General features: G+C 46.8%; 21 protein-coding genes. 14 read left to right on the forward strand and 7 right to left on the reverse strand.

The window, feature by feature from the left end; genetic code table 11:
• Positions 1 to 2: 2 nt before the first annotated feature.
• The 4 genes from ACWA50_RS06010 (at position 3) to treC (ending at position 4,999) form a co-directional block, all read left to right on the forward strand.
• Positions 3 to 821 (forward strand): D-hexose-6-phosphate mutarotase, encoded by an 819-nt coding sequence (locus ACWA50_RS06010; RefSeq protein ID WP_431050722.1) that lies wholly within the window; start codon positions 3 to 5, stop codon positions 819 to 821.
• Between the two features lie 52 nt (positions 822 to 873).
• Positions 874 to 1,818, forward strand: a complete 945-nt coding sequence (gene treR / locus ACWA50_RS06015) for a trehalose operon repressor TreR (RefSeq protein WP_431050724.1) — start codon at positions 874 to 876, stop codon at positions 1,816 to 1,818.
• A gap of 113 nt (positions 1,819 to 1,931) precedes the next feature.
• Positions 1,932 to 3,350: a PTS trehalose transporter subunit IIBC gene (gene treB / locus ACWA50_RS06020; protein ID WP_431050726.1), complete on the forward strand. Its 1,419-nt coding sequence runs from the start codon at positions 1,932 to 1,934 to the stop codon at positions 3,348 to 3,350.
• Entirely contained in the window at positions 3,350 to 4,999 is a 1,650-nt protein-coding gene (treC, locus tag ACWA50_RS06025; protein WP_431050728.1) for an alpha,alpha-phosphotrehalase, read from the forward strand. Before treB ends, treC begins: the two co-directional genes overlap by 1 nt.
• 85 nt (positions 5,000 to 5,084) lie before the next feature.
• Here the strand turns inward: treC and lysS are convergent, their stop codons facing one another.
• Entirely contained in the window at positions 5,085 to 6,593 is a 1,509-nt protein-coding gene (lysS, locus tag ACWA50_RS06030) for a lysine--tRNA ligase (RefSeq protein WP_431050730.1), read from the reverse strand.
• 34 nt (positions 6,594 to 6,627) lie between these two features.
• Positions 6,628 to 7,726 (reverse strand): peptide chain release factor 2 gene (gene prfB / locus ACWA50_RS06035; RefSeq protein WP_431050732.1). Its coding sequence is split into 2 segments (ribosomal slippage): positions 6,628 to 7,650 and positions 7,652 to 7,726, totalling 1,098 coding nucleotides; the frame shifts between segments, so codons are not numbered across the junction.
• 202 nt (positions 7,727 to 7,928) lie between these two features.
• On the opposite strand from prfB, the gene ACWA50_RS06040 reads away from it, so the two are divergent.
• The gene (locus tag ACWA50_RS06040) at positions 7,929 to 8,759 is read left to right on the forward strand and encodes a formate/nitrite transporter family protein (protein ID WP_431050734.1); all 831 of its coding nucleotides are present in this window, start codon (positions 7,929 to 7,931) and stop codon (positions 8,757 to 8,759) included.
• 243 nt (positions 8,760 to 9,002) lie between these two features.
• A complete protein-coding gene (locus ACWA50_RS06045; protein ID WP_431050736.1) occupies positions 9,003 to 9,641 on the forward strand; it encodes a DUF417 family protein in 639 nt (212 codons plus the stop codon).
• A 54-nt stretch (positions 9,642 to 9,695) separates the two neighbouring features.
• Here ACWA50_RS06045 and fdhE read toward each other — a convergent pair whose 3' ends face one another.
• Genes fdhE through fdnG form a run of 4 tightly spaced genes read right to left on the reverse strand, consistent with a single transcriptional unit; the run spans position 9,696 to position 15,250 of the window.
• Complete coding sequence (gene fdhE, locus ACWA50_RS06050) at positions 9,696 to 10,616, reverse strand: formate dehydrogenase accessory protein FdhE (protein WP_431050738.1); 921 nt, start codon at positions 10,614 to 10,616, stop codon at positions 9,696 to 9,698.
• Complete coding sequence (locus ACWA50_RS06055; RefSeq protein WP_431054305.1) at positions 10,613 to 11,284, reverse strand: formate dehydrogenase subunit gamma; 672 nt, start codon at positions 11,282 to 11,284, stop codon at positions 10,613 to 10,615. The genes fdhE and ACWA50_RS06055 overlap by 4 nt, the downstream gene beginning before the upstream one ends.
• 2 nt (positions 11,285 to 11,286) lie before the next feature.
• Complete coding sequence (gene fdxH / locus ACWA50_RS06060; RefSeq protein ID WP_431050740.1) at positions 11,287 to 12,192, reverse strand: formate dehydrogenase subunit beta; 906 nt, start codon at positions 12,190 to 12,192, stop codon at positions 11,287 to 11,289.
• A 1-nt stretch (position 12,193) separates the two neighbouring features.
• Entirely contained in the window at positions 12,194 to 15,250 is a 3,057-nt protein-coding gene (gene fdnG / locus ACWA50_RS06065) for a formate dehydrogenase-N subunit alpha (RefSeq protein WP_431050742.1), read from the reverse strand.
• Positions 15,251 to 15,515: 265 nt separating this feature from the next.
• On the opposite strand from fdnG, the gene fdhD reads away from it, so the two are divergent.
• From fdhD to gdhA, 6 genes are all read left to right on the forward strand, one after another.
• Positions 15,516 to 16,322 (forward strand): formate dehydrogenase accessory sulfurtransferase FdhD, encoded by an 807-nt coding sequence (gene fdhD, locus ACWA50_RS06070; RefSeq protein WP_431054306.1) that lies wholly within the window; start codon positions 15,516 to 15,518, stop codon positions 16,320 to 16,322.
• A 75-nt stretch (positions 16,323 to 16,397) separates the two neighbouring features.
• A complete protein-coding gene (gene polA / locus ACWA50_RS06075) occupies positions 16,398 to 19,202 on the forward strand; it encodes a DNA polymerase I (RefSeq protein ID WP_431050744.1) in 2,805 nt (934 codons plus the stop codon).
• A gap of 64 nt (positions 19,203 to 19,266) precedes the next feature.
• Positions 19,267 to 19,428 (forward strand): hypothetical protein, encoded by a 162-nt coding sequence (locus ACWA50_RS06080; protein ID WP_431050746.1) that lies wholly within the window; start codon positions 19,267 to 19,269, stop codon positions 19,426 to 19,428.
• Positions 19,421 to 19,651, forward strand: coding sequence for a type II toxin-antitoxin system RelE/ParE family toxin (locus ACWA50_RS06085; protein ID WP_431050748.1), 231 nt, complete (start codon positions 19,421 to 19,423; stop codon positions 19,649 to 19,651). Before ACWA50_RS06080 ends, ACWA50_RS06085 begins: the two co-directional genes overlap by 8 nt.
• A 121-nt stretch (positions 19,652 to 19,772) precedes the next feature.
• Positions 19,773 to 21,239, forward strand: a complete 1,467-nt coding sequence (ubiD, locus tag ACWA50_RS06090) for a 4-hydroxy-3-polyprenylbenzoate decarboxylase (protein WP_431050750.1) — start codon at positions 19,773 to 19,775, stop codon at positions 21,237 to 21,239.
• Between the two features lie 120 nt (positions 21,240 to 21,359).
• A complete protein-coding gene (gene gdhA / locus ACWA50_RS06095; RefSeq protein ID WP_431050751.1) occupies positions 21,360 to 22,709 on the forward strand; it encodes an NADP-specific glutamate dehydrogenase in 1,350 nt (449 codons plus the stop codon).
• A 78-nt stretch (positions 22,710 to 22,787) separates the two neighbouring features.
• On the opposite strand, the gene ACWA50_RS06100 is transcribed toward gdhA, so the two are convergent.
• A complete protein-coding gene (locus ACWA50_RS06100) occupies positions 22,788 to 23,729 on the reverse strand; it encodes a sugar ABC transporter substrate-binding protein (RefSeq protein ID WP_431050753.1) in 942 nt (313 codons plus the stop codon).
• A gap of 259 nt (positions 23,730 to 23,988) precedes the next feature.
• Here ACWA50_RS06100 and ACWA50_RS06105 point away from each other — a divergent pair, with 259 nt between their 5' ends.
• Together ACWA50_RS06105 and ACWA50_RS06110 are read left to right on the forward strand one after the other, a co-directional pair.
• Positions 23,989 to 25,479 carry a sugar ABC transporter ATP-binding protein gene (locus tag ACWA50_RS06105; RefSeq protein ID WP_431050755.1) on the forward strand — a complete coding sequence of 497 codons (1,491 nt, stop codon included), beginning with the start codon at positions 23,989 to 23,991 and terminating at the stop codon, positions 25,477 to 25,479.
• Positions 25,480 to 25,495: 16 nt separating this feature from the next.
• The gene (locus ACWA50_RS06110; RefSeq protein WP_431050757.1) at positions 25,496 to 26,524 is read left to right on the forward strand and encodes an ABC transporter permease; all 1,029 of its coding nucleotides are present in this window, start codon (positions 25,496 to 25,498) and stop codon (positions 26,522 to 26,524) included.
• Positions 26,525 to 26,535 lie beyond the last annotated feature (11 nt).

Below are 26,535 nucleotides of genomic sequence, written 5' to 3' on the forward strand. Positions count from 1 at the left end.
TAATGATACCTGAAAAAATTCAACAGTTTGCGCCGGCGCTCAGCCTTTATCGTTACCATGAAATCCCGGTGCTGCAACTCGACCATGCCGTCGGCTCGGCAAAAATTGCGTTGCAGGGCGCGCAATTACTGAGCTGGAAACCGCACAAGGGTAATGAGGATATATTATGGCTGAGCGAAATTGAGCCGTTTATCGCCGGTAATATGATTCGCGGCGGCATTCCGCTGTGCTATCCGTGGTTCGGCAATGCCCAAATGCCGATTCACGGCACCGCACGCTTGCGTTTATGGCAGTTGCGCGAGTATCGAATTGAAACAGACAAAGTGCGGTTAGTTTTTGATTTATTTGATGAAAACAACCGGCTCGAAGCGGGTTTAACCATGCTGTTCAGCGAAAAGTGCGAGCTGATTTTCACTCACCATGCAACACAAGCGGCACAACTTGCCTTTCACAGCTATTTCCGCGTGGGCGAGATTGAACAGATCGGGATTGTGCAAGCGTCCGATAGCGGTTTTAACGCCATCACAGGGCAAAGTGAAAACGTGCCGCACATGCGAAAAATCCAAAGTGCGGTCGATTGTATCTATCGCGACAATATCGACCGTAACCAAATTCTCGATCCGCAGTTGGCGCGCACGATTGAAATTCGTCATCATAACGCCGGCGAAATGGTGCTGTGGAATCCGTGGCAAACGCCAATGAGCGCAATGCGGCCGCAGGATTACCGCCGGATGATTTGCGTCGAAACCGCACGGATTAGCCGACCGCTTACCCAAGGGGAATCGGTGGCGGTGGAAATACTTTGCCGCGGATTGAATTAACTTTAGAAATGGCTTACCCTAATTATCTTGATTCAATAATTTTTAGATCTCAATGAATAAACTGACGATCAATGATATAGCACGCTTGTGTGGTGTCGGTAAATCGACGGTATCGCGTGTGCTGAATAATGACGCGAATGTCAGCCCCCAAACCAAAGAAAAAGTGCTGTCTGTGATTCAACAATATCGCTTTCAACCTTCTCGTTCGGCAAGGGCAATGCGCAAACGTGAAAGCAAGGTGATCGGTATTATTGTCACCCGCCTTGATTCGCCGGCGGAAAATCGCGTGCTGCGTGGTATGTTGAATGAATTGCAAGCGCAAGGCTATGAGCATATCGTTAGTGAGAGCCGCTTTGATGTTGCGTTGGTTCAGGAGCATTTGCAGTCGTTTCATCAGCGGCATATTGACGGGGTCGTGGTGTTTGCGTTTACCGGATTAGAACAGCGGATACTGGAGCCTTACCGGCATAAACTGGTTGCCATTGCCCGGCATTATCCTAACCTCGCCTCCGTGTATTATGATGATCGCGGCGCAGTCAATTTACTGCTTGAGCGTTTATATCAGCAACGACACCGTGATATCAGCTATGTCGGCATTGTTGCCGAAGACTATACGACAGGGCACCTGCGCCATCAAGCCTATTTGGATTTTTGCCGGCGGTATCAGCTTGAATCACATGCCTACTTAGGCGAGTTAGATTATTTGACAGGCTATACTTTTGCACCTTCCGCGCTACAGCCACAGACAACCGCCATTGTTTGTGCCACCGACAGCTTGGCGTTTGGGGTGCATAAATATTTATCAGAGCAACAGCGGCAAGACATTCAAGTATGCAGCGTGGGCGATAACAAGCTGTTGCAATTTCTGTTTCCGAATACACTGACGATTAATTTCGGTTTCTTTCGCGCAGGGCAAAGTGCGGTGCGTTTATTGTTAAATGTACTGGCCTCGCCTGATCAAATCGACCACCATTGCATTCATGGAGAATTTGTCTAAAGTGTGATCTATCGCACAAAAATAGAATATTTTTTGAAATTGGGAACGTTCCCATTGTGAGTTGGCTAAATTTTGTTACCATAGTTCGCAAATCATTTATCGAGGATATGACGATGGCAAAAACAATCGATCCAAACTTAGTGGCTCAACTTATTCAACTGATTGGCGGGCGAGATAATATCGCCACGGTGACCCATTGTATTACGCGTTTGCGTTTTGTGCTGAATGATGAATCAAAAGCAGAAACGGCACAGATTGAAGAATTGCCGATGGTCAAGGCGGTGATCTCCACCGGCGGGCAATACCAAGTGGTGATCGGGCAGGAAGTGGCGGATTACTATAAAATCTTATTGGATAAAACCGGGCTTGCCAGCGTGGATAAAGAGCAAGTCAAAGCGGCTGCCCGCCAAAATCAAAAATGGTATGAACAACTGATCTCCCATATGGCGGATATTTTTATTCCCTTATTACCGGCGTTAATTTCAGGCGGTCTGGTATTGGGTTTCCGTAACGTCATCGGTGATATTGCCATGTTTGATGACGGCACCAAAACGTTAGTGCAAATCAGTCCGTTTTGGAATAGCGTACACAGTTTCTTATGGCTGATTGGCGAAGCAATTTTCCATTTTTTACCTGTCGGAATTTGTTGGTCGATTGCGCGTAAAATGGGGACATCCCCTATTTTAGGGATCGTGTTGGGTATTACTCTGGTTTCGCCGCAATTAATGAATTCTTATGGGTTAGGTTCGCAAATACCCGATACATGGGATTTCGGCTGGCTGCAAATTGAAAAAGTCGGTTATCAAGCCCAAGTGATTCCGGCGATTATGGCGGGCTTGGCTTTGGCTTATATCGAGCGTTTCCTGAATAAAATTGTACCGAATTCTCTCAATTTAGTGATTGTGCCGGTGGTGTCAATTATCCTTGCCGTCTTCTTGGCTCATACCATTATCGGCCCTATCGGTCGTGAAATCGGCAACGGCGTTGCTTTTGTGGTACGCAATGCGATGACCGGTGATTTCGCCCCAATCGGCGCAGCGTTATTTGGCTTTTTATATGCGCCGTTGGTGATCACCGGTGTACATCAAACTACCTTGGCGGTTGATATGCAGATGATTCAAAATATCGGCGGAACACCGGTTTGGCCGCTAATTGCCTTGTCGAATATTGCGCAAGCTTCCGCCGTATTGGGGATTGTGTTGATCAGCAAAAAAGCCAATGAACGTGAAATTTCCGTTCCGGCGGCAATATCGGCTTATCTCGGCGTCACCGAGCCGGCGATGTATGGGATCAATATGAAATACCGCTTTCCTATGCTGTGCGCCATGATCGGTTCTGCCTGCGCCGCCCTGATTTGTGGCTTTGCCGGTGTGCTTGCCAGTTCTATCGGCGTGGGCGGTTTGCCCGGTATCCTCTCTATCCAATTGCCTTATTGGGCAACCTTTAGCGTAGCAATGCTGGTGGCGATTGTCGTTCCGCTGGTATTAACCATGATCGTTTATAAACGTAAAGCGGTTAAAGGAGAACTCTAGTGCGACGGACAACGCAAACGCAGTGGTGGAAACAAGGCGTTATTTACCAAATTTATCCTAAAAGTTTCCAAGATACCACAGGCTCAGGCAGCGGCGATATTCAAGGTATTATTCGGCGACTGGATTATTTGCAAACCTTAGGGGTGGATGGCATTTGGATTACCCCTATGTATGTGTCGCCGCAAGTCGATAATGGCTATGATATTGCCAATTACCGTGAGATCGATCCCAGTTATGGCACGATGGCGGATTTCGAGCAACTGATTGAACAAGCCCACCGACGCAATATCCGTATTGTGATGGACATGGTCTTTAACCACTCATCAACCGAACATGAATGGTTTAAACAGGGGGAAGATCCGAACAGTCCTTACCATGATTTTTATATTTGGCGAGAGCAACCGACTAACTGGCAATCAAAATTCGGCGGTAATGCGTGGAAGTGGTCGGACAAGGCGGGTAAATATTATTTGCATCTGTTTACCGATGAACAAGCGGATCTCAATTGGGAAAACCCGCAATTACGCGAAGAGTTATATCAAATCTGCCGTTTTTGGTCAGAAAAAGGCATTGACGGTTTGCGTTTGGATGTGGTCAATCTGATTTCCAAACCTGAGGTGTTTGAAGATGATTGCCAAGGCGACGGCCGCCGTTTTTATACCGACGGGCCGAAAATCCACCAATTTTTGCAAGAATTAAACCGAAAAGCCCTCACGCCTTATGGATTAATGAGCGTGGGCGAAATGTCTTCGACCCAATTAGAACATTGTCAGCAATATGCCAATTTAGAGGGTACGGAGCTATCCATGACGTTTAATTTCCACCATCTCAAAGTGGATTATCCGAACGGTGAAAAGTGGACATTTGCAGCACCTGATTTTGTGGAATTAAAACAGATTTTCAATTATTGGCAGCAAGGCATGCACAATAAAGCCTGGAACGCACTGTTTTTCTGTAATCATGACCAACCGCGCATTGTTTCTCGTTTTGGCGACGATAGCGCGTTATCCGCTAAATTATGGGCGATGGTGTTGCATGGCTTACAAGGCACGCCCTATATTTACCAAGGCGAGGAGCTGGGCATGACCAATCCGCATTTTGAGCGTATTGAACAATATCGCGACGTGGAAAGCCTGAATGCGTATAAAGCCTTGCGCGCCCAAGGCAAAAGTGCGGTGGAAATTTTGCAAATTTTAGGGCAAAAATCCCGTGATAATGGACGCACCCCAATGCAATGGGATAATTCGGCGCACGCCGGCTTTACTCAAGGCACACCGTGGATCGAAGTCGCCGCCAATTATCCGCAGATCAATGCCCAAGCGGCATTGCAAGATCCTGAATCCGTCTTTTATTTCTATCAAAAATTGATTCGATTACGCAAGCAATATGCCGTGTTTACCGATGGTGATTATCAGGATCTCGACCCTGCCAATCCGCATTGTTGGCAATATCTACGCAACGACGGCAAAAACCGCTTGTTGGTGATGGCGAATTTGACGGAGCAACGGCAACCAATCCGGCTTGATCCCGCCTTGTTACAAGGTTCATGGCAGTTACTATTAAGCAATGAACCGACCGATATTCCGCTATCAACACCGCTAACTTTAAAACCTTACCAAGCGTGTTATTTTTACGGCAAAAATGAATAGCGACGCTCTTGCCGCCGCGTGAAAAGAGCCGATAAAAAGCCGCTGTGATCAGACAATCACAGCGGCTAAAACGAATAAAGCGCAATTAATCTTTGTGTTGTCTCATCGCCGGGAACAGAATCACATCGCGGATTGACGGCGAGTTGGAGAAGATCATCGCGAGGCGGTCGATACCCAACCCTTCGCCGGCGGTCGGCGGCAAGCCGTGTTCAAGTGCGGTCACGAAGTCTTCGTCTTTGAACATCGCTTCGTCATCACCCGCTTCTTTGGCGGCGACTTGTGCGTCAAAGCGCGCGTTTTGGTCTTCGGCGTCATTGAGTTCCGAGAAACCGTTGCCGATTTCGCGTCCGCCGATAAACAGCTCGAAACGGTCGGTTACGTCCGGATTTTCATCGTTACGCCGTGCCAATGGTGAGATTTCCGCCGGGTGCGCCATTAAGAACGTCGGTTGAATCAGATGGTGTTCCGCCACTTCTTCGAAAATCGCGTTAATCACGCTGCCTAAACCCCATGATTTTTGTACTTCAATCCCTAATTTTTCGGCTAACGCTTTGGCTTGGACGAAATCTTGCAGCTGTTCAGGCTGGATATTGTCGCCGTATTTCAAAATTGCTTCGGTCATGGTTAAACGTTCGAACGGTTTGCCGAAATCGAAAGTGTATTCGCCGTACGGTACGCGGGTTGTGCCGAGAATATCCAATGCCAGTTTGCGCAACAGTTCTTCGGTGTTGTCCATCAAATCGTGATAATCGGCGTAGGCTTGGTAGTATTCCAACATGGTGAATTCCGGATTATGGCGCACGGAAACGCCTTCGTTGCGGAAGTTGCGGTTCAGCTCGAATACGCGCTCAAAGCCACCGACCACTAAGCGTTTCAGATACAATTCCGGCGCAATCCGCAGATACATATCAATGTCTAAGGCGTTGTGATGGGTGACGAACGGACGCGCCGCCGCGCCGCCCGGGATCACTTGCAGCATTGGGGTTTCCACTTCCATAAAGCCTTTATCGAGGAAGAATTGGCGGATACCGCTGATCACTTTGGAACGAATCACAAACGCACGACGGGAATCGTCGTTGCTGATTAAATCCAAATAACGTTGGCGGTAGCGCGTTTCCTGATCGCTCAAGCCGTGGAATTTATCCGGCAACGGGCGCAGCGCTTTGGTCAGCAGCTCAAGTGCGGTACAGCGCACGGTCAGCTCGCCGGTTTTGGTTTTAAACAGCGTGCCTTTTGCGCCGATGATATCGCCCAAATCCAACAGCGACATCAGGCTTGCATATTCGCCTTCCGCCAGCAGATCGCGCGCCACATACAACTGAATTTTGCCGCTCATATCTTGTAAGGTGATAAAACTGGCTTTGCCCATTTTACGCCGGGTCATGATCCGTCCGGCAACGCTGACCGCGATTTCTTGCGCTTTTAACGTTTCGCCGTCTTGGTTTTCATATTGATTGTGCAGATCTTGCGCCAAGTGCTCACGGCGGAAATCGTTAGGGAACGGGTTGCCTTGTTGGCGAAGTGCGGTCAGTTTTTCGCGACGCACCAACATTTCTCCGTGCAGATCCAGTTCCGGAAGTTGTTGTTCTGACATAATGTGTATTCCTTAGGGTTATTTCAATATTGGCTTACAAACCGGCTTTTAAGCTGGCTTCAATAAATTTGTCCAAATCGCCGTCCAACACCGCTTGGGTGTTGCGATTTTCAATGCCGGTGCGCAAGTCTTTAATCCGTGCGTCGTCCAACACATAGGAGCGGATTTGGCTGCCCCAGCCGATGTCGGATTTGCTGTCTTCCATCGCTTGTTTTTCGGCGTTTTTCTTTTGCAGTTCCATTTCGTACAACTTGGCTTTCAACTGCTTCATACACTGATCTTTATTCTTGTGCTGCGAGCGGTCGTTCTGACACTGCACCACGATTCCGCTTGGAATATGGGTAATCCGCACCGCACTTTCGGTTCTATTGACGTGCTGCCCGCCCGCACCGGAGGCGCGGTAAACATCAATGCGCAAGTCCGCCGGATTGATGTCGATGTCGATATCGTCGTCGATTTCGGGATAGACGAATACCGCACTGAACGAAGTGTGGCGGCGGTTGTTGGAATCAAACGGGCTTTTGCGCACCAAGCGGTGGATACCGGTTTCGGTGCGCAGCCAGCCGAAGGCGTATTCGCCGCTGACCCGAATGGTGGCGGATTTAATCCCGGCGACATCGCCGTCGGAAGCTTCCATCAGCTCGGTTTTAAAGCCTTTGCTTTCCGCCCAACGCAGGTACATCCGCACCAGCATTTCGGTCCAATCCTGTGCTTCGGTGCCGCCCGAACCGGCCTGCAAATCGACATAGCAATCGGCGCTGTCGTGTTCGCCGCCGAACATACGGCGGAATTCCAGTTGCGCTAATTTGGCTTCCAGCTCTTGCAGCTCGGCAACCGCTTCGTCAAAGGTGTCTTGATCCTCGGCTTCCACCGCCAATTCCAATAAACCCTCGGCATCTTGCAAGCCTTGATCCAACGTGCGGATTGTTTCCACCACCGCTTCCAACGCCGAGCGCTCTTTGCCTAGCGCTTGCGCTTTTTCCGGCTCGTTCCACACATCGGGCTGCTCTAATTCGGCGTTCACCTCTTCCAAACGTTCGACTTTTCCGTCGAAGTCAAAGATACCCCCGAAGCACCGCAGTACGTTCGCTGAGATCGCTGATTTGATTTTTTACGGGATTGATTTCAAACATTCTAAATAACCGATTCTAAATTGACTATAAAAGGGCAAATTATATGCTATTTGGCGACGATTTAATAGGTGCAATTCCGCTTGCCGCGCTTAAGTGCGGTTTGGTCAGCCGGCGATGCTATTTTTTATTTGTTAACGGTTTATGTTATAGTTGCGGCGTTTTTTAACATTTTGTTTAAAAAATATTCTGCACAGGAGGAACAATGAAATCAGAATTAAACGGCAGCAAATTATCCTATCGCGATCGCATGGCGGTGGAGGAACATGAGCGTTTAAGCCCGCGTTTGTTGTATGAAATTATCCGCCAAGACGGGATTGAAGAGTTGTCACGCCCAAGCAAAGCGTTGCTTTTTTCCGGCATTACCGCCGGCTTGGTGATCACGTTTTCATTTATTTTTAAAGCGGTATTTACCGCCTATACCCCGGATGAACCTTGGGCGCCATTGGTCACGAACATGGGCTATACCGTGGGATTTTTGCTGGTGATTTTGGGGCGTATGCAGTTGTTTACCGAAAATACCATTACGACGGTGGTACCGTTATTCAACCCACTGAGCTTAAGAAAATTGTTGGCGGTGGCGAAGTTATGGGGCACGGTATTCGGCGCCAACTTGATCGGAACCACTTTAGCGGCTTTATTTTTACAAAATGATCATGTGTTTAATCCGGAGTTTGTGATCGCAATGAAAGACATCGCCCGTCATGTGGCGGGAATGTCGGTAAGCGATAATATTTTGCGTGGTATTCCGGCGGGCATTTTAATTGCTTCGGTGGTGTGGATGATGCCAACGGTCGGCAACGGCAAGTTCGTGATGATTTTTTTCTTTATTTATTTGATCGCCTTGGGGGATTTCACTCATGTGGTGGTCGGTTCGGCGGAAATGGCGTATTTGGTGATTCAGGGCGAAGCCGATTTATATGACTATTTTGTCACCTTTCTCGCCCCGACCGCACTTGGCAATATTTTGGGCGGCACAGTGGTATTTACCATGATGATCTATGGTCAGGTGACTGATGAAATAGGCGGAAAATAGCCTCACATTTTTCGAATAACGGCGTTCAGGGCGGCTTGAACGCCGTTTTTTATTGCATAAGTTGGTGTTGGGTTCACGTTATGCGGGATTTGAGACTTTATAGCCCAAAGTTTGCTCTTATTTGCCATGCCAATTTATTGCAAATGAGAATAAATTGCATTTGATATTTTAAACTGAAAATATCAACTTATGTCGTGTGTATTTTAGGGTAGCACACCATTTTACTATAATAATGAGGTTAATATGAGTACGAATGTCATACATCTGGCAGCAGCGTTTCTTGCCACTAAACAGCGCATTTTCATTAATTTTATCCGTATCGCGATTTGTATTGTCATGCTTTGGATCGGGGGGTTGAAGGCGTTTCAGTATGAAGCGGACGGTATTGTGCATTTTGTTGCCAACAGTCCGTTTATGAGTTTCTTCTATAAAGACAGCCAAAAAATGGTGGAAAACGACAACGGCGTATTGGTGAAAGAATATACTTTGTACAAAAACCCGGAAGGGAAGATGGTACAAAAAAATATTGATTGGCATAAGCAAAACGGTACTTATCCGTTCTCTTACGGCTTGGGGGCGGTGATTGTCACGATCGGTTTGCTGACGCTGTCGGGAATTTGGAATCCGACCACCGGCATGGCGGGCGGCTTGCTCACGTTTGGCATGTCAATCGTCACCCTCTCATTTTTGATCACCACGCCGGAAACCTACGTTCCTAATCTCGGTGGTGATCTGCCTACCCCGAATTACGGCTTCCCTTACCTCTCCGGCGCAGGGCGGCTGATTTTAAAAGATATTATCATGATGGCAGGCGGGCTGATTGCCGCGTCGGAATGTGCGCAGCGGTTTTTGAAAGCGAAAAGTGCGGTTGCAAACGGCTAGTAAAAAACAGGGTGGATTTAATTCCACCCTGTTGCTTTGATTGTCTATCAATGGCTATTCCGACGGAAATAAAAACGGATTGACCGCACTTTTGGCGTAACCCATTTTTTCCATCTCGTCATCTAAGAAGAAACTGGCAAGGTCATCGGCAATCGCTTCGACATCCGGGTTTTTATCCTGATATAGCGCTTTCAGATAGCTGTGGCAGTCGTCACAACTTTCGCTTTTGATCGCGTTTTCGCTGTCTAACGCCCAATAGTTGAGCTTGCCGCCTTGTTCGCAGTTGCTGCATTTCACCCGCACCATATGCCATTCGCTTTCGCATAAGGAACAGTGCAGATAGCGCGTACCTTGTGCTTCGCCGATGTGGATCATGCTTGCGACCGGGGCGGAACCGCACACCGGGCAGAATTGGCGGTTTTCACCGAGTTCGGTTTTGGCATGGTGCGGAATTTGCTGCACCAGTTGCGTCCAATACAGCGATAGTGCCGCCCATAAGAAAATCGCTTTGTCGCTTTGATTCGGCAGAAAATTGTCGCGCAGCAGTTGATCCGCCAAGCTTTCCAATTCACTGTCAGACGCTTTTTCCAACCACTCGATACTTGCCAGAATCGTGTCGTTGGCGTTCGGTTTAAGTTGTTGCAACAGCTGTTGTAACAAGCTGATCCACACCGGATCACGTTGCCAATTTTTCCAATGCAATGGCTGCTGACTGAGCAATGCCGCATTGTCTTTGACCGCACTTAGGCGGGAATCGATGGCAAGCGGCGCATTTTGCAGCAAATCCAGTTGTGCCGCGGCGATATTGGCGCAGAAGCGCAGATAATCCTGCAGCGGGTGATTTTCACTCAACTTGCGCAAGCGCGCTGCACGGCGTTGGTATAGGTTTTTCGGATTGGCGAAAAGAAGCGGTGGGGCAAAAAACCCCGCCGCTGCCTGTTTGATTTCGCTTTCCGCTAAGATGCGAATACTCATTCTTTATGCTCTTGTTTTTCTTGGCGTTCTTCTTTTTGCAATTCCGGCAGAATGGATTCACGGAACCAACGCGGGTGGTGTTTTTTCGCCCAGCGTGCGGTAACCCAGCCTTCCACCATACCGGTGATGGAACCGCGCACCCAAATCGCCATATAGATATGCACCATAATGCCGAGGATCAGTGCGATTGCGCTGGTGGCGTGCAACAATAAAGCGATACGAATCACCGGAATCGAGAAATTTTCGGCAAAATACGGGCGCCAAATAATAATGCCGGTCGTCAATAAAATGACTAATGCCATAATCAACGTCCAGAACAGTAATTTTTGTCCCATATTATAGTGACCGACATCCGCCACGTGGTGCTCGTTGCCTTTCAGCACTTCAACCACATTGAACAGCCATTGCCAATCGCCTTTTTCGATCAGGTTATCGCGCCAATAGTGTTTAGCCAGAATGGCAAAAGCGGCAACCATCACTAAACCGGTGAACGGGTGTAATACCCGCGCCAGTTGCGGGGTGCCTAACACTTCCGCAATCCAAGCAAAGTCGGCAAAGAAAAACGATAAGCCGGAAAGTGCGGTCATAAAGAAACACAACACTAACAACCAGTGGCTCAACCGCTCTTTCAGGTTATGGCGAATAACTTTTCTGTTTAAATCAACCATCATTATTCTCCTTTTCCGTGTGGATCAAGCGGTTTTTGGATGTCATCATCGTCTTCTTCGGTGTTCGGACCGATACCGATGTAGTGAGCGGCGGAGGCGATTGCCAACGCGCCCATTGCCATCCCTGCCAATGGTTTCAGAATGCCTTTCCATAAACCGACCACCGGACTGATGGACGGATCTTTCGGCAAGCCTGAATACAACTCCGGTTTGTCGGCATGGTGCAGCACATACATCACGTGCGTACCGCCGACCCCTTGCGGATCGTATAAACCGGCGTTTTCATAACCGCGCGATTTCAGATCTTTCACTCGGGTTTCGGCATATTGCTGCATTGCCGCTTTGCTGCCAAAGTGAATCGCCCCGGTCGGACAGGTTTTGACGCACGCCGGTTCTTGCCCCACATTCACCCGATCAGAACACAGCGTACATTTGTAAGCACGGTTGTCTTCCTTGTTGATACGCGGAATATTGAACGGACAGCCGGCAATACAGTAACCGCAACCGATACATTTATCCGATTGGAAATCAACGATACCGTTGGCGTATTGGATAATCGCCCCCGGTGCCGGGCAAGCTTTTAAACAGCCCGGCTCCGAACAGTGCATACAACCGTCTTTGCGGATCAACCATTCCAGACGATCGTTTTCCTCCACTTCGTTGAATTTCATCACCGTCCACGATTTGGCGGTGAGATCAATCGGATTGTCGTAAACCCCGGTACAAACTCCCGGGGTGTCACGCAGATCATTCCATTCGGAACACGCCACCTGACAGGCTTTACAGCCGATACAGGCGCTGACATCGATCAGCTTTGCCACTTCCACTTTATGATCCCGCGTTTGTGGCGGCGGGGTTAGCGTTGAAGTTGCAGAGGCATTAATAATATCTTGAGTTTGAACTGCCATATTAAGCCTCCGTCACTTTTTCAATGTTGACCAAGAATGTTTTAAATTCCGGTGTTTGCGTGTTGGCGTCACCGACACTCGGGGTCAGGTTGTTGGCAAAGAAGCCTTTTTTGCCCACGCCGGCAAAGCCCCAGTGAATCGGCACGCCGATGGTGTGAATGGTTTTGCCGTCCACTTCCAGTGCTTTAATCCGTTTGGTGACCACGGCAACGGCTTTGATATAGCCGCGTTTCGAGAACACTTTCACTTGATCGCCGTGGTTAATGCCTTTTTCCGCCGCAAGTGCGTCGCCGATTTCAATAAATTGTTCAGGTTGTGCGATAACGTTTAACAGCGCATTTTTGGTCCAGTAGTGGAAATGCTCGGTTAAGCGGTAAGTAGTTGCCACATAAGGGAACTCACTGGCATTACCCATGGTTTTCTGGTCGTTTGGCAAAATCCGCGCCGCCGGGTTGTGAATCACGTTCGGGTGCAGCGGGTTAGTGCCAATCGGGCTTTCGATCGGTTCATAATGCTCAGGGAACGGACCTTCCGCCATTTTATCAATCGCAAACAAACGGCTTACGCCTTCCGGCTGCATGATAAACGGCAATACATCGCTGCCCGGAGGGGCAGTGGTGTAGTCGGCGACATCGGTATAGTTCCAGTTTTTACCGTTCCATTTTACCAATTGGCGGGTTGGATCCCACGGATTGCCTTGGCGGTCGGCGGAAGCACGGTTGTAGATAATCCGACGGTTCAACGGCCATGCGAACGCCCAGTTCAGGGTGTTGCCCAAGCCTGACGGATCGGAATTATCACGGCGCGCCATCATATTGCCTTTTTCCGTCCATTGACCGGTGTAAATCCAGCAACCGGAAGAGGTTGTGCCGTCATCACGCAACTGGGCAAAGCTCGACAACAGTTCGCCTTTTTTCACCACTACATTGCCGTTTTCGTCCAACAAATCGGCTAATGCATAACCGTTATTCTCTTTCGCCAATTCTTCCGCACGCGGCTCTAACGGATTGCGGTAATTCCACTGCATTGCATTGAGCTGCTCGATTCCCTGACCGCCCTCTTTTTCATACAAGTGCAGCAAGTGTTCGCGCAATTCGGACAGAATTTCCACATCCGGTTTGGCTTCCTGCGGTTGGTCATTGCCTTTCCAGTGCCACTGCAACCAGCGGCCGGAGTTGGCAATCGAGCCGTCTTCTTCGGTGAAACAGGTGGTCGGCAGGCGGAATACTTCGGTTTGAATGGATTCGGTATCCACATCATTGTATTCGCCGTAGTTTTGCCAGAAATCCGAGGTGTCGGTTTTCAGCGGATCCATGATCACCAAGTATTTTAATTTGCTTAACGCCGTCGTCATTTTCGCGCGGTTCGGATACGACGCAATCGGGTTGAAGCCTTGGCACAGATAACCGTTGACTTTGCCCTCGTACATCATATCGATATAACGGAAATGGTCATACGCGCCGTCGATTTTCGGCAGGAAGTGGTAACCGAACTCGTTATCCGCAGTCGCTTTATCCCCATAGAAGGTTTTCAGCAAGCTGATAAAGAATTTCGGCGTATTTTTCCAATAGTTGACCTGATCTTTTTGGGTCAGTTTCGGGGTAATCCGATTCAGGAACACCTCTAGACTGGTGTCTTTGTCCGTCGGCAACGGTATATAACCGGTTAACATATTCGGGAATAAGCCGAGATCGGTAATCCCTTGTACGTTGGAGTGACCGCGCAACGCATTTACACCGCCGCCGGACACACCGATATTACCCAGTAGTAACTGGATCATCGCCATGGTACGGATATTTTGCGAGCCGACAGTATGTTGCGTCCAACCCAGCGCATACATAAAGGTGGCATTTTTATCTTTGGCGGCTGTTTTCGCCAATTCTTCACAGAAGTGTAAGAAATCCTTCTGTTTCGAACCACAGATCCGTTCGACCATTTCCGGCGTATAGCGGGAAACGTGCTCTTTCAGCACATTGATCACACAACGCGGATCTTGCAATGTCAGATCTTGTTTGGCGAAACCGTTTTCGTCAAATTGGTAATTCCAAGTGGACTTGTCATATTGGCGTTTTTCTTCATCGTAACCGCTGAACAAGCCGTCTTCAAAACCAAAACCCTCCGCCACCAAATAACTGGCGTTGGTATATTGTTGAACGTATTCGTGTTGGATTTTATCGTTGCTTAACAGATAGTGAATAACACCGGATAAGAACGCGATATCGGTACCGGAACGAATCGGCGAATAGAAATCCGCCACCGAGGCAGTACGGTTAAAGCGTGGATCAACCACCATTAACTTCGCACCACGGCGTTTTTTCGCTTCGATAACCCAACGGAAGCCGACGGGATGTGCTTCGGCGGCATTACCACCCATTACGATGACTAAATCGGAATTGGCGATATCAACCCAGTGGTTTGTCATGGCACCGCGACCAAATGATGGAGCAAGACTTGCTACCGTTGGTCCGTGTCAGATACTCGCTTGGTTGTTGATTGGCACCATACCGAGCGCACGCGCCCATTTTTGGCTTAACAAACCGGTTTCGTTGCTGGACGCGGAAGCCATCAACATCCCGGTGGAAACCCAACGATTGACCGGCAAGCCGTCGCCGTTAGTCGGAATGAAATTGGCGTCGCGGTCGTCTTTCATCAAACGGGCAATACGCTCATAGGCTTCGTGCCAACTGATACGTTTCCACTCTTTCGCCCCCGGGGCGCGGTATTCAGGATATTGAACGCGGCGTTCGCTGTTGACATAATCCAATGCGCCCGCACCTTTCGGACAAAGGGCTCCGCGGCTGACCGGATGATCGGCATCGCCTTCAATATGAATCAGTTTTTCACGGGCGTTCATTGCTCCGTCACCTACGCTATAGAGTAGCATACCGCAGCCGACGGCACAGTAAGTACAAGTATTACGGGTTTCACGTGCACGCAACAGTTTGTACGAGCGCGGCGCAGCCAGTGCGCTTGCCGGTGCAAAACCTAATGCGGCAGCGGTGGTTCCCGCCATGCCACTTGCACAAACTTTGAAGAATTTTCTTCTGCTGAGTTGCATAAGAACCTCTCAAGATTGTGAGATTTAGAGTAAAATAAAAAAGTTAGTTTTAGGGTTGTAACAAAAATGTAAAATACGTTACATTCATTCGCTAGCTTACTCCTGTTCAAAATCCGACGCAACAGGCAAACGTATTTTATATAATCTAGATCAAGAAGATATTCCGCTATTTTTGTGAACTGCGTCAGAATTATAAAAATTTACCTATTTTTGATTAAAGGAAAAGACTTTGTTAACATTAAAAACAAGAAGCGTAAGTGTATTCATGCCGAATGGCGAATCGGACGAGCGACAACCGCACTTCGGGCGCAAAAGCGATTGGTTGGCGACGGAAGTGCCGGTTGCGTTGGTGTATAACGGCATAGCACATACCGTCATGATGTGCAGTCCGGCGGATTTGGCGGATTTTGCGCTCGGTTTTTCCCTCGCGGAAGGGATTATCGACCAAGCAAGCGATATTTATTCCCTTGATGTCGTCAATGTTCGCAACGGCATTGAAGTGCAAATCGAGATGGCAAGCCGCTGTTTTATGGCGTTAAAACAAAAACGGCGTACGCTGGCAGGGCGCACCGGCTGCGGTTTGTGCGGCGTGGAACAGTTGCAACAGGTCACGCGCCCGCTAACCGCACTTGAGCACACGTTACAATTTGATTTGAGCAAACTCAACGGCTGCCTGCAACAACTGCAACAAGCGCAACAACTGGCTCAGCAAAGCGGCGCCACCCATGCCGCCGCGTTCTTCAATTTAGACGGCGAACTGCTGGCAATCCGCGAAGATGTCGGACGCCATGTCGCCCTTGACAAACTGCTCGGCTGGCACGCACGACAAAAACAAAAGTGCGGTCAGAATCGCGAGAAACTGCAAGGCTTCGTGTTGGTCACCAGCCGCGCCAGTTACGAAATGGTGCAAAAAAGCGTCGCCTGCGGCATTGAAATCCTAATCGCCGTTTCCGCCGGCACCGACTTCGCCGTCAACCTCGCCGCACAACACAACCTCTCCCTCGTCGGCTTTGCGCGTGAAAATCGCGCAACGGTGTATTGCGGGGGGGAGCGGTTTGATTGCAGTGAGTGATAATTTAATCCGCACTTCAAACCGCACTTTTGCTACAATACCCTCCAACTTCATCCATTAAAAAAGTGACCATTTATGACAGCTAAAATTGCCGATAACGCCCTTGTTCTTGTGGACGGGTCTTCTTATCTTTACCGTGCCTTTCACGCCTTTCCCCCGTTGAGCAACTCGCTCGGCGAGCCGACGGGGGCGATGTATGGGGTGTTGAATATGCTGAAAAGCCTGATTGCGCAAGCCAATCCGCGCTATTTGGCGGTGGTGTTTGACGCCAAAGGCAAGACCTTTCGTGATGAACTGTTCGAGCAATATAAATCGCACCGCCCGCCGATGCCGGACGATTTGCGCAAGCAGATTCAGCCGTTGCACAACATGATTAAGGCGTTGGGCATTCCGTTATTGGTGATTGACGGCGTGGAAGCGGACGATGTGATCGGCACACTTGCCGTTCGCGCGTCAAAGTGCGGTCAGAAAGTGCTGATCAGCACCGGCGATAAAGATATGGCGCAGTTGGTGGACGATAACATCATGTTGATCAACACCATGAACAACACCTTGTTGGATCGCGAGGGCGTGGTGGAAAAATACGGCATTCCGCCGGAATTGATCATTGATTATCTGGCGTTGCGCGGCGACAGTTCGGACAATATCCCCGGTGTGGCTGGAGTGGGCGAGAAAACCGCACTTGGGCTGTTGCAAGGCATTGGCAGTATGCGGCAGATTTATGCCAACTTGGATCAGGTGGCGGATCTGCCGATTCGCGGCGCGAAAAAGCTGGGCGATAAATTAGCCGAAGCCAAAGCGATGGCGGATCTTTCCTATCTGCTTGCCACGATTAAAACCGACGTTGAACTGGAGCTGTCTTACGACCAATTGACCATGCAAGCGGCGCAAACCGACGAGCTGATCGAAGCGTTCGGGCGTTATGAATTTAAACGTTGGTTGAATGAAATCTTGCAAAACGGTTCAAGTTCGGTCACTGCGGCAGAATTATCGGCAACGCGTTTTAACGGTTACCAAGCTACGGCAACGACCAGCGAAAGTGCGGTTACCGCCCCGATCAAAGCGGTGCGGATTGACCGCACTTTATATCAAACCATTCTGAACCAAGCCGATTTCGCCGCCTGGTTAGACAAATTGGCGGCGGCGGATTTGATTGCGCTGGATACCGAAACCGACAGCCTGAATTATATGCAAGCCAATCTGGTCGGGATTTCCTTTGCTTTAACCAACGGCGAAGCGGCGTATTTGCCGTTGCAACACCGTTATTTAGACGTGCCGCCGCAACTGGATTTACAGACCGCACTTGCCGCCTTAAAACCGATATTGGAAAATCCGAAGATTCAAAAAGTCGGACAGAATATCAAATATGATGAAACCATCTTTATCCGTCACGGCATTCAGTTGCAGGGGATTGCCTACGACACCATGCTCGAATCCTACACCCTCGACAGCACCGGACGGCACAATATGGACGACTTGGCGCAGCGCTATTTGGGGCACGGCACGATTAGTTTTGAGGACGTGGCGGGCAAGGGCAAAAATCAACTGACGTTTGATCAAATTCCAATCGAGCAAGCGGCGGAATATGCGGCGGAAGATGCCGATGTCACCATGAAACTGCACCAAACCTTATGGCGGAAACTGCAAGCCGAACCGACCTTAGTCGAACTGTTTCAGCAACTGGAAATGCCGTTGTTGTCGGTGTTATCACGGATTGAACGCAACGGGGTGTTGCTTGATTCTGATTTGTTATTGCAACAATCCGGCGAAATTGCCAACCGTTTATTGCAATTGGAACAACAGGCGCACGAACTTGCCGGTGAGCCGTTTAACTTGGCTTCCACCAAACAGTTGCAAGCGATTTTATTTGATAAGCTCGGTTTGCCGGTGTTGAAGAAAACCCCGAAAGGCGCGCCTTCGACCAATGAAGAAGTGTTGGAAGAATTGGCGTATGAACACGCCTTGCCGAAATTGTTGGTGGAACATCGCGGGCTGAGCAAACTGAAATCGACCTACACCGACAAACTGCCGTTGATGGTGGACAAACACAGCGGACGGGTGCACACCTCCTATCACCAAGCGGTGACGATTACCGGGCGTTTGTCGTCGAGCGATCCGAATCTGCAAAATATCCCGATTCGCACCGAAGAAGGGCGGCGCATTCGCAAAGCCTTTATCGCCGCCGAGGGCAATAAAATCATCGCCGCCGACTATTCGCAAATCGAATTGCGGATTATGGCGCATTTGTCGAACGATGTCGGTTTGAATCACGCCTTTGCCGACGGACAAGATATTCACCGCGCCACTGCCGCCGAGATTTTCGGCGTGGCGTTGGATCAAGTCACCAGCGAACAACGCCGTAGCGCCAAAGCGATTAACTTCGGTTTGATCTACGGCATGAGCGCCTTCGGCTTGGCGCGCCAATTGGGCATTGCGCGCGGACAGGCACAGCAATATATCGATCTCTACTTCCAGCGTTATCCGGGGGTGCAGACCTTTATGAGCGACATTCAGCAAAAAGCGCGCGAGCAAGGCTTTGTCGAAACCCTGTTTAAACGCCGTTTATACCTGCCGGAAATCAAATCCGCCAACGCCATGCGGCGCAAAGGTGCGGAGCGGGTAGCCATCAATGCGCCAATGCAAGGCACGGCAGCGGATATTATCAAACGCGCAATGTTGTTGATCGACAACGAAATCCGCCACAGCGACGAGATCAAAATGATTATGCAAGTGCACGATGAACTGGTGTTCGAAGTGCGGTCGGATAAAGTCGATTTCTACGCCGAGCGGATTAAAACCCTGATGGAACAAGCCGCCCGACTCAGCGTCCCGCTGATCGCCGAAGTCGGTATCGGTGATAATTGGGACGAAGCGCATTAGTTGAATTGACGAAAAATTGTGCAAGGGGTAGAGTAAGCACATAACCGTTTAAGGAAGGTGAAAAATGGAAGATAAAACAGTTGAGTATAAAAAATTTGTTGCAGAGCAGGTTAAAAAATCGGACGAAGATATCAAAAATGGTCGTCTTTTTACCTCTGAGCAATTTTATGAGCGTGCGATAAGTGCAATTGCAAGAGCGCAGCAAGGAATGAAACATAGTGCTTAATATTATTTATACTGAGCAGGCGTTAGATAATATCGATCTTATTGCGTTTAATATTACCGAATTTGTTGGTGTTTATAGTGCGATAAATGTAATTGATGATATTAAAAAGTCTATTGATTTATTAGCGTATTCTCCAGAAATGGGCATAGCTGGCATTGTTTTGGGTACTAAAGAAATTTATCCTAGAGGCTATCGGGAGTTTATAGCATTAATGACAACATAATTTATATTCGTACGATTGTACATTGCCGCCAGCTCTATCCACCCATTTTTTAACGGTGCTTAGGGCATGAAAATAAAATAACGGAATTATAAAAAATTCCTCGCTGATAAAGATAATACCCATGAAATACAAAAACCTACGCGATTTTATTGACCTCTTGGAACAACAAGGCGAGTTGAAGCGGATTTCACAGCCGATTGATCCGCATTTGGAAATGACCGAGATTGCCGACCGCACTTTGCGTTTGGGCGGGCCGGCGTTGTTGTTTGAAAATCCGGTTGGTTATGATATTCCGGTGCTGTGTAACTTGTTCGGCACGGCACGGCGGGTGGCGTTGGGCATGGGGCAGGAAGAGGTGACTGCGCTGCGTGATGTCGGCAAGTTGTTGGCATTTTTAAAAGAACCTGAACCGCCGAAAGGGTTTAAAGACCTGATCGGTAAGTTGCCGCAATTTAAGCAAGTGCTGAATATGCCGACCAAAGTGTTGGGCAAAGCCGATTGCCAGCAGATTGTATGGCGGGGTGATGAGGTCGATCTCACTAAGCTGCCGATTATGCACTGCTGGCCCGATGATGTTGCGCCGTTGTTGACGTGGGGGCTGACCATCACCAAAGGGCCGTATAAAAAACGGCAAAATCTCGGGATTTATCGTCAGCAATTAATCGGCAAAAATAAATTGATTATGCGTTGGCTGTCGCACCGTGGCGGCGCATTGGATTTTCAGGAATGGAAAGCCGCGCACCCGAACGAACCGTTTCCTGTTTCGGTGGCATTGGGCGCCGATCCGGCGACTATCCTAAGTGCGGTCACGCCGATTCCGGACAGCCTGTCCGAATATGCCTTCGCCGGATTATTACGCGGCAACAAAAGCGAAGTGGTGAAGTCGGTTTCCAATGAGCTGGAAGTGCCGGCAGGAGCGGAAATAGTGCTGGAGGGCTATATTGATCCCGACGAAACCGCACTTGAAGGTCCTTACGGCGATCACACCGGTTATTATAACGAGCAGGAATATTTTCCGGTGTTCACTGTGACCCATATCACCATGCGGCAAAACCCGATTTACCACTCCACCTACACCGGACGCCCGCCTGATGAACCGGCGGTGCTGGGCGAGGCGTTGAATGAAGTGTTTATTCCGATTTTGCAAAAGCAATTTCCGGAAATCGTCGATTTCTATCTGCCGCCGGAGGGCTGTTCCTACCGTTTGGCGGTGGTGACGATTAAAAAACAATATCCGGGGCATGCCAAACGGGTGATGATGGGGATTTGGTCGTTTTTACGCCAGTTTATGTATACCAAATTTGTGATTGTGTGTGATGACGATGTCAATGCACGCGATTGGAAAGACGTGATTTGGGCGATCACCACCCGCAGCGATCCGGCGCGCGATTGCACCATTATTGAGCACACGCCGATTGATTATCTCGATTTTGCCTCGCCGGTGGCAGGGCTGGGTTCGAAAATGGGGATTGACGCCACCAATAAGTGGAACGGTGAAACCGATAGAGAATGGGGTATTCCAATAACAAAAAATCAAGATATCGTGAAAAAAATAGATAAAATATGGGAAGATTTAGCTATTCTTTAGAAAAAATTTAGTTTAGAATAAAAATCCTCAGCGGCGCTCCCTGTGCCAACGAGGATTTTTTATTACAATCATAACAGATAGAAAACACACAACACATCTAAAAACAAAGAAGGAAAACCCATGAGCAATTTAACCTCTCTCGACGATTTCTTAGCGCAACTGGCGAAACGCGATGGCAACCAACCGGAATTTCTGCAAGCGGCAAAAGAAGTGTTCACTTCGGTTTGGCCGTTTATCCAAGCCAACCCGAAATATGCTTCGCAAGGTTTACTAGAGCGTTTGGTTGAGCCGGAACGCGCATTTCAATTCCGTGTGGCGTGGACGGATGATAAAGGGCAAGTGCAAGTCAACCGTGCGTTCCGTGTCCAATTCAACAGCGCAATCGGGCCGTACAAAGGCGGCATGCGTTTCCACCCGTCAGTCAACCTGTCGATCTTAAAATTCTTAGGCTTCGAGCAAATCTTCAAAAATGCGTTAACCACCCTGCCAATGGGTGGCGGCAAAGGCGGCTCGGACTTTGATCCGAAAGGCAAATCCGACGCGGAAGTCATGCGTTTTTGCCAAGCCTTGGTTGCAGAATTATATCGTCATATCGGACCGGACACCGACGTACCGGCCGGGGATATCGGCGTGGGCGGGCGTGAAGTCGGTTACTTGGCGGGCTACATGAAAAAATTATCCAACCAAGCGGCGTGCGTGTTCACCGGACGCGGTTTGTCTTTCGGCGGTTCCTTGATCCGCCCTGAAGCGACCGGTTACGGCTTGGTTTACTTCGCACAAGCGATGTTGCAAGAAAAAGGTCAATCCTTCGCCGGTAAAACCGTGTCGGTTTCCGGTTCGGGCAACGTGGCGCAATATGCGATTGAAAAAGCGTTGGAATTAGGCGCGAAAGTGGTGACCTGTTCTGACAGCAGCGGTTATGTATATGACAAAGACGGTTTCACTGCGGAAAAACTCGCCGCATTACAAGAAATCAAAGAAGTGAAACGTGGTCGCGTGAAAGATTACGCCGAACAATTCGGCTTGGAATACCATGCCGGCGAACGCCCTTGGGGGGTGAAAGTGGATATCGCCTTGCCTTGTGCCACGCAAAACGAATTGGAATTAGCCGACGCAGAGACCTTAATTGCCAACGGCGTACAATTGGTGGCAGAGGGCGCAAATATGCCGACTACGATTGAAGCGACCGACCGTTTCTTAGCCGCCGATGTATTGTTCGGGCCGGGCAAAGCCGCCAACGCCGGTGGCGTGGCGACCTCCGGTTTGGAAATGGCGCAAAGCTCACAACGTTTATACTGGACGCGTGAAGAAGTGGACGCGCAATTAAAACGCATTATGTTGGATATCCACGCCAACTGTAAAAAATACGGCACAAGCGAAGGCGAAACCAATATCAACTATGTGGTCGGTGCGAACGTTGCCGGCTTCGTCAAAGTGGCTGACGCCATGTTGGCACAAGGCGTGTTCTAATCACAAGCCAGACCGCACTTTGATTTTCTCATTGAAAACCGAAAGGTATTTGCCTTTCGGTTTTTTAGCGATTTTATTTTAATATTTTTTCGATTCTTCTTTATCGACAACCACAGGATCGACATAGAAAGTCTCAGGAATTTCTTGATTATTGAGTTGTTTTAAAGCAAATTCGAGTGCAACTGCAACTTGTTTTTTAGGAAGCTGATCAATAGTATTTTGCATTTTACCCTGTTTAACATACTCAATTGCTAGTGGTATGCCATCATATCCGGTAACAAGGACTTTGCCTGCTAATCTAGCGTTTTCTACAGCAGTGACAGCTCCGATAGCCATATTGTCATTTGCAGCAAAAATTCCTTGTATATTTGGGTTTGCAGTTAGAATATTACTCGTAACATTGAGAGCTTGCTCTGTTTCCCAATTTGCGGATTGAGAGGCAACAATTTTAATATCAGGATATTCTGAAAAAGCTTTCAGTGCACCCGCTTTACGTTGTTCCCCATTATCAACGCCGGGAATTCCTTCTAAAATTGCAACACTACCTTGACCTCCGATTGCTTCTGACAAATTTTTAGCAGCTAAATATCCTCCTAAAAAGTTGTCAACACCAACATAGTTGAATTTTAGACCTGCTTTTTCAGCAGCTTTTGCATCAAGTCGCACATCCAGATCAATAATTGGAATATTGGCTTGTTTGGCTTTTTGGAATGCAGGTATAAATGCGATGGAGTCATTCGGCGTTACAATAATTGCGTCAACTTTTTTAGCAATCATATTTTCAACTAAACCAACTAGTTGTTCTGTTGAATCTTCTTTTTCAGCGACTTGAATTGTTAGATTGATATTCATTTCTTTTGCAGCTTCTTCAGCACCTTTTTGCATAGAAATAAAATATTCATTACTTAATGTTTTCATCAGCAATGCAATTTGTGGCTTATCTGCTGCATTAATTGTTGTTGATAAAACAAATGTAAGTAATCCAACCTTGATTGAGTTAATGAGTAACTTTGTTTTCATTTTAGATTCCTCGTTGTAGAAGTCATATTGTATATTTCTATTTCTGACAGCTTACTTCATTTGTCAGTGTTTTGATTCTAACATGTTCAGTGTTGTTTTTTGTGATTAAAATCACATATTGAAAAATAAACCATTTAAAAGAAAATAAATGTTATTTTTATAACTAATTTTGTTCTTTAGTGTGAAATTGGTCACGCTTTTTGTAGGAGGAATAGAGTATCCTTGGTTCAATATTGTTTACTAGGGCTGAAAAGAAGATATGAACAATAATGAGATAATGCTTGAGCTGCGGAATGTTGAAAAAAGTTTCTTTGGAAATCAAATATTAAAGAATATTAACTTACAAATTAATGCTGGAGAGGTGCACTGTTTAGTCGGAGAGAATGGTGCAGGTAAATCAACGCTATGTAAGATTATTGCGGGCATCTATTCTAGAGATAGTGGAGAAATTTTTTATCAGGGTAGTTATTACTTACCTAAAACGGTTAAAGATGCTCAAACATTAGGAATTGGCTTTATCCACCAAGAGTTAATGCTTGTTCCTCAATTAAGTGTCTTGGAAAATATATTTTTAGGCTCTGAAAAAAGTCTCAGCTTAGGTAGAATGAACTGGGAGTTTATGAGAAAAAAAACGAAAGAAATTATAAATGAACTGGAATTAGATATTCAGCCAGATTCTTTAATATCAACACTTTCCATTGCTCAACAGCAAATGGTGGAAATTGCAAAAGCAATATTTAGCGAATATAAAATTATCATTTTTGATGAACCAACAGCTTCTATATCAAGAAAAAATACAGAAGTTCTTTTCAAAATAATCCAAAGGCTTAAAAAGAAAAAAGTGGCTATGATTTATATTTCTCATCGTTTAGAGGAGTTCCAACATATTGCAGATAAAATAACAGTATTAAGAGACGGTGAAATAACTGGAACTATAGATTATAAAAATATCTCACATGATGATATTGTCAGATTAATGGTAGGGCGAGATGTGGATTTTAGTCGCTATTATCGAAATATTGTTTTTAACAAAGAAAAAGCAAGATTTCAGCATATAGTTACTGAAGGCGTTAATGATGTTAGTTTTAGTCTAAATCAAGGTGAGATACTTGGGTTTGCCGGATTAGTCGGCTCTGGAAGAACGGAATTGTTACGTGCTATCTATGGCGCAGATCCAGCAACGGGAGAAATATATATTGATAATGAAAAAGTAGAAATTAATTCTCCTAAAGATGCAGTCAAACTAAAAATTGGTTTTATCACTGAGGATCGTAAATCACAAGGTTTAATATTGGGATTAAGTATTCGTGAAAATATCACATTACCGATTCTTAGTAGATTTTGGAAAAAACTTTTCTTAGATAAAAAGATGGAAGCTAGTTTAGCAAAAGAAAATATTTCTAAACTTAGAATTGTTTCTCGAAGTACTGAACAAGAAACCAAAACACTTTCCGGTGGAAATCAACAAAAGGTAATCATTGCTAGATGGCTTGAAAGTGGAGTAAATATTTTATTTTTCGATGAACCAACAAGAGGGATTGATGTTGGAGCTAAATCTGAGATATATGATTTAATGCGCCAATTTGTTGATGATGGCGGAAGTATTATTATGGTTTCCTCAGACTTGCCAGAATTGATGACGATGTCTGATAGAGTTATTGTGATGCGAAATGGTCATAAAATAAAAGAGATTGATAATAAAGATGATATTTCAGAAGAAAATTTGATGCGTTTAATGATAGGGGTTTAGGTAATAAGAGGTGATTATGTTTGACTTTAAAAAATTGATGTCAAAATTAGGAATTAGTATCGTATTATTTTTTATGGTTTTAGGAATGTCTATTACTACGGATGTATTTTTATCAACTAATAATATTCTTAATATATTATTACAAGTCTCAGTGATTTGCATTATATCAGTTGGTATGACTTATGTGATATTAACAGGCGGAATTGATTTATCCGTAGGTTCTATAGTCGCATTATCCGCTGTTTCTTTAGGTATTTTTATCCATTCGGGTTTGGATTGGTTGGGAGATAATCCATCAGAATTATTGATTTTTCTAATTGTTATATTTTCAATTTTGGGTTCTATAATTGTTGGCGCATTTTGTGGATATGTTAATGGACTTATTATTGTTTACTGTAAGGTTACTCCATTTATTACAACGCTGGGTATGATGGGGATTGCAAGAGGCTTAGCCTTAACATTTTCTGATGGTAAAACAATTTATAATTTTCCTGAGGCACTAAGATTTTTTGGCAATGGGCAGTTATACATCACTAATAATGTAAATATTCCAATACCAATTATTATTGCTGTATTGATAGTTATAATTAGTTGGTATGTTTTAACTCAGACTATCTTTGGAAGACAAATTTATGCTCTAGGTGGTAATCGTGAGGCGGTTAGATTATCTGGGATTGATGTCAATAAATTAGAAATTAAAGCCTATATTATCAATGGAGCTTTAGCCGCAGTGGGTGCAGTGATTTTAGTTGGAAGACTAAATGCGGCTCAGCCCATAGCGGGAAATGGCTATGAATTAGAAGCTATAGCTGCAACTGTTATTGGCGGAACGAGTTTAATTGGTGGTGTTGGTTCAGTTATTAGTACATCAATAGGTGCTCTAATTATGGGCGTGTTACAAAATGGACTAACATTATTAAATGTTACTTCTTATCTACAAAGACTAATTATTGGCTTGGTTATTATTTTAGCTGTATTTTTAGATCAGGTTAGACGAGGTGAGATTTCGATTAATAAGTTTAAACAAATATTTTTCAGGTCATAATTATTTGCTTT

Source organism: Testudinibacter sp. P17/SS/0325 (genome assembly GCF_053570765.1).